The sequence below is a fragment of the Piscinibacter sp. genome (assembly GCF_050175855.1).
Lineage (GTDB): Bacteria > Pseudomonadota > Gammaproteobacteria > Burkholderiales > Burkholderiaceae_C > Piscinibacter.
Map to the genome: position 1 here is coordinate 1 of NZ_JBFXIO010000425.1, position 4,092 is coordinate 4,092.

Consider the following 4,092-nt stretch of genomic DNA (forward strand, 5'->3'; position numbering starts at 1 on the left):
CAGCAAGCCGTCCTCCCTTGCAGTCAGAGTGTCCGCTTCGAGTCGACTTGAGCGACTCCGATGGGTCGCAAGCCGCCATAGCCCCGTCCCGCCCCGCCCCGAGACCCGGCATCGACCTCATCGACCACCGCTGCGGAGCCCGCACGGCGCGAGCCAACGCGCTGGCCTCGCGCGGGCTCCTACACTGGTGACTTCAAGATTGCGGGGTCCCGTCACACCACCGCCATCCGCGCTGCCTAGCCTGTGCTTCCACCCACCACCCCTGGAGCACAGCCGATGCCTTCGTCCCCTTCGATCGACCGCCGCCGCTTCCTGCAGTTCGGCACCGCCGCCGCCGGCAGCCTCGCCGCGCCCGCCCTGATCGCCGCCGACGCCAGCCGCCCCAGCGCGCTGCAGGGCGTGCAGTTCGGCGATCCGTCCGACGGCCGCCTGTTGGTGTGGAGCCGCAGCGACCGCGCCTCTCGCATGATCGTGGAGTGGAGCCTGGACGCACGCTTCGCCAACGCCACGCGCCTGGTCGGCCCCTATGCCCTCGAGGGCGGCGACTTCACCGCGCGGCAGGATCTGTTCGGTCTGCCGGAGAACCGCGAGGTCTTCGTGCGCGTGTCGTTCCAGTCGCTGGCCAACGACCGCGCCGTGTCGGAGCCGGTCACCGGCCGCGTCGTCACGCTGCCGGGCAGCCGCGACGACCACGGCTGGCACCGCGGGCACGGCCGCGGCAGCGACATCCGCTTCGTCTGGGGCGGCGACACCGCCGGCCAGGGCTGGGGCATCAACCCCGACTTCGGCGGCATGAGGATCTACGAGACCATGCGACAGCGCCAGCCGCGCTTCTTCATCCACAGCGGCGACACGGTGTATGCCGATGGCCCGATCCGCGAGTCGGTCACCGCCGAGGGTGGCCAGCCCTGGCGCAACATCGTGACTCCGGAAGTGAGCAAGGTGGCCGAGACGCTCGACGAGTTCCGCGGCCGCTACCGCTACAACCTGATCGACGAGAACGTGCGCCGCTTCAACGCCGAGGTGCCGCAGATCTGGCAGTGGGACGACCACGAGGTGACCAACAACTGGTCAGATTCGAAGGACCTCTCGGCCGACACCCGCTACACCGAGAAGAACGCGCCGCTGCTGATCGCCCGCGGCACCCGCGCCTTCCTCGACTACGCGCCGATGCGGCCCTTCGATGCGCGCGAGGCGCAGCGTGTGTACCGCCGCTTCTCGTACGGCCCGATGCTCGACGTGTTCGTGATCGACATGCGCAGTTACCGCGGCCCGAACACCGACAACCTGCAGCCGGTGCCCGGCGCCGACACCGCCTTCCTCGGCCGCGAGCAGATGGAGTGGCTCAAGCGCGGCCTGGCGAAGTCGCGCGCGGTGTGGAAGGTGATCGCCGCCGACATGCCGATCGGCCTGAACGTCGGTGACGGCACGAACGCCTCGGGCATCCCGCGCTGGGAGGCCATCGCCAACGGCAATGCCAGCGGCCCGCTCGGGCGCGAGCTGGAGATCGCCGAACTGCTGCGCTTCATCCGCCACCAGCGCGTGCGCAACACCGTCTGGCTGACAGCCGACGTGCACTACTGCGCCGCGCACTACTACGACCCGCAGCGCGCCGCCTTCAACGACTTCGACGGCTTCTGGGAATTCGTCTCCGGCCCGCTCAACGCGGGCAGCTTCGGCCCGAACACGCTGGACGGCACTTTCGGCCCGCAGGTGGTGTTCTTCAAGGCGCCGCCGGCCGGCCAGGTGAACCTGTCCCCGCTGGCCGGGCTGCAGTTCTTCGGCGAGGTCAATATCGACGCGCGCAGCGCGGCGATGACGGTCGACCTGCGCGACCTCTCCGGCGCCTCGGTGTTCAGCAAAACGCTGGCGCCGCGCTTCGGCTGAGGCCGTTCCGGCCGGGCCGCCACGGCGGCCCGGAGGCCGCTCAGTCCAGCGCACCCCAGCCGGTGGCGATGCGGCGGTAGCGACCTTGTTCGTCGAGTTCGTCAGCGTCCACTTCCACGCCCGTGCCCTCCAGCACGTCGCCGTGGAAGCGCTCGGTGATCACGTGGCGTGGCGCCTTGAACGAGGCCACGTGGTAGGCCTCGGCGTCGAGCTCGAACACCCGGAAGCTGTAGACGGTGACCGTGTCGGCAGCCTGCTCCATGACGCAACTCCTTCTCCGTGCGTCGCAGTCTAGTCAGCGCGGTCCCGGCGTTCGTGACAACCCAGTGAGCCGTCGGGGCTCGCATTGACCTGCGGCGGGAACTGTGCGCAAACGCCCGCGCCGAGGTTCAGTCGCGGTCCGGGCTCGTGTCTTCGTCATCGACCATCGGAATCGGCATCGGCATGGGCAGCCCAGGGGACGGCAGATCCTGCGCAAGGGGCAGCATGGCGCCCGCCGCGGCGCTGGGCACGGCCACACCCGCCCGGCCGAGAATCCACACCTCGCAACGGTCGCGCCGGCACTGCAGCGCGTAGCTGAGATCGTGCCCCAGCACGAGCGGCCAGACGGGCGCGAGCGCCGGTCCCTGCCAGTGCAGCCGCACGGGACGCGCATCGGCCAGGGTCTCGGGCGCAGCATGCAGCCGGGAGCCACTGGCCTCGACCAGCCGGTGCAGCACCTCGTGGCGGGGAGCACCCTGGGCCGAGAGGCGCCATTCGGCGCCGTGCCGCTCCAGAGCGAGGCCGGTCGCCTCGGCCGGCGCGGGCACGGGCGGCGCCGCTACGTCGCCGCCGTCGTCACCGTCGTCGTGCGTCTCGTCTTGCATCGTGTCTCCAACAGGTCCGTCGACGGCGGGTCGCGCCGGCTCGGCGGGCGCCGTGGCCGGAGCGGCCGCAGTCTTCGCGACGGCCATCGCCACGAGCAGCGCGGTGGCCAGCAGCGAGGCCAGCGCGACGATGGCCAGCCGCCTTCGCGTCGACTCGCTCAGCACCGGCGGCGGCTCCCAGGGCTGCACCGGGCCGTCACCGAAGCGGCGGTCCGCATCGGCCTGCGCTTCGCGCACGGCGGCAGTCAGTTCGGTCATGGCCTCGCTTGATACGCGGCGGCCATGACGCGCCCGTGACGCCATTCGAGCCACGGTGCCGCGCGCGACCTGACGGACACGACCGCCACGAATCCGACTCGGGCGGGTCACGATCGCGTCACCGCGGCGGTCGACGATGCGAAGCCATGCTGCATCCTGAACTGCGCCCCGAGCTCGACGACGACGATGGCCGCATCCGCGTGCGTACGGTGTGGATCTCCGATCTGCACCTGGGCACGCCCGGCTGCCAGGCTCGCGCGCTGCTCGACTTCCTGCGCGACATGCACTGCGACACTCTCTACCTCGTCGGCGACATCATCGACGGCTGGCAGCTGCGCCGCTCCTGGTACTGGCCGCAGGCGCACAACGACGTGGTGCAGAAGATCCTGCGCAAGGCGCGCAAGGGAACCCGGGTGATCTTCGTGCCCGGCAACCACGACGAGTTCGCGCGCCGCTACGTGACGCACAGCTTCGGCGGTGTCGAGGTGATGGAGGACTGCGTGCACGTCACCGCCGATGGCCGGCGCCTGTGGATCACGCACGGCGACCTGTTCGACGGCGTGATCCAGTGCGCCAAGTGGCTGGCCTACACCGGCGACGTGGCCTACGAGTTCGTGCTCAAGCTCAACCGCTGGTTCAACCGCGCGCGTGCGCGTTTGGGCCTGCCGTACTGGAGCCTGTCGCGCTATCTCAAGCTCAAGGTCAAGCGCGCGGTCAGCTACGTCGGCGACTTCGAGGCCGCGGTGGCTCGCGAGGCGCGCAAGCGCGGCGTGCACGGCGTGGTCTGCGGCCACATCCACCATGCCGAGATCCGCGAGATCGACGGCATCCTCTACTGCAACGACGGCGACTGGGTGGAAAGCCTCACCGCGCTGGTGGAGTACCACGACGGCCGCCTCGAGATCATCGACCGCGGCGAGATGCTGTGGCGGCCCGCGGCGGTGACGGCCGCTGCGCCGGCCGCCGGCGAGGTCAGGCCGCCTGCAGAGACGGCACCGGCGTGAGCGCCACCGGCACGGCGCCCGCCGAGCCGCGGCCGAAGCCCAGGAATTCGAAGCCGAACGACTGCAACAGCGCCGGG

General features: G+C 70.7%; 4 protein-coding genes. 2 read left to right on the plus strand and 2 right to left on the minus strand.

The genetic code is table 11. The features are described 5' to 3' along the window. Positions 1–276 precede the first annotated feature (276 nt). Positions 277–1,887: an alkaline phosphatase D family protein gene (locus AB7U92_RS23060; RefSeq protein ID WP_428582508.1), complete on the plus strand. Its 1,611-nt coding sequence runs from the start codon at positions 277–279 to the stop codon at positions 1,885–1,887. A gap of 40 nt (positions 1,888–1,927) precedes the next feature. Here AB7U92_RS23060 and AB7U92_RS23065 read toward each other — a convergent pair whose 3' ends face one another. Next, entirely contained in the window at positions 1,928–2,149 is a 222-nt protein-coding gene (locus AB7U92_RS23065) for a hypothetical protein (protein WP_428582510.1), read from the minus strand. A gap of 127 nt (positions 2,150–2,276) precedes the next feature. Continuing rightward, positions 2,277–2,990: a hypothetical protein gene (locus AB7U92_RS23070; RefSeq protein ID WP_428582512.1), complete on the minus strand. Its 714-nt coding sequence runs from the start codon at positions 2,988–2,990 to the stop codon at positions 2,277–2,279. A 167-nt stretch (positions 2,991–3,157) separates the two neighbouring features. Here AB7U92_RS23070 and AB7U92_RS23075 point away from each other — a divergent pair, with 167 nt between their 5' ends. Further along, positions 3,158–4,015 carry a UDP-2,3-diacylglucosamine diphosphatase gene (locus AB7U92_RS23075; RefSeq protein WP_428582514.1) on the plus strand — a complete coding sequence of 286 codons (858 nt, stop codon included), beginning with the start codon at positions 3,158–3,160 and terminating at the stop codon, positions 4,013–4,015. Positions 4,016–4,092 lie beyond the last annotated feature (77 nt).

What these genes read in the sequence shown, in the direction of transcription:
- AB7U92_RS23075 (WP_428582514.1), top strand. Translation starts at nt 3,158, where the DNA reads ATGCTGCATCCTGAACTGCGCCCCGAGCTCGACGACGACGATGGCCGC.
- AB7U92_RS23065 (WP_428582510.1), bottom strand. Translation starts at nt 2,149, where the DNA reads ATGGAGCAGGCTGCCGACACGGTCACCGTCTACAGCTTCCGGGTGTTC.
- AB7U92_RS23060 (WP_428582508.1), top strand. Translation starts at nt 277, where the DNA reads ATGCCTTCGTCCCCTTCGATCGACCGCCGCCGCTTCCTGCAGTTCGGC.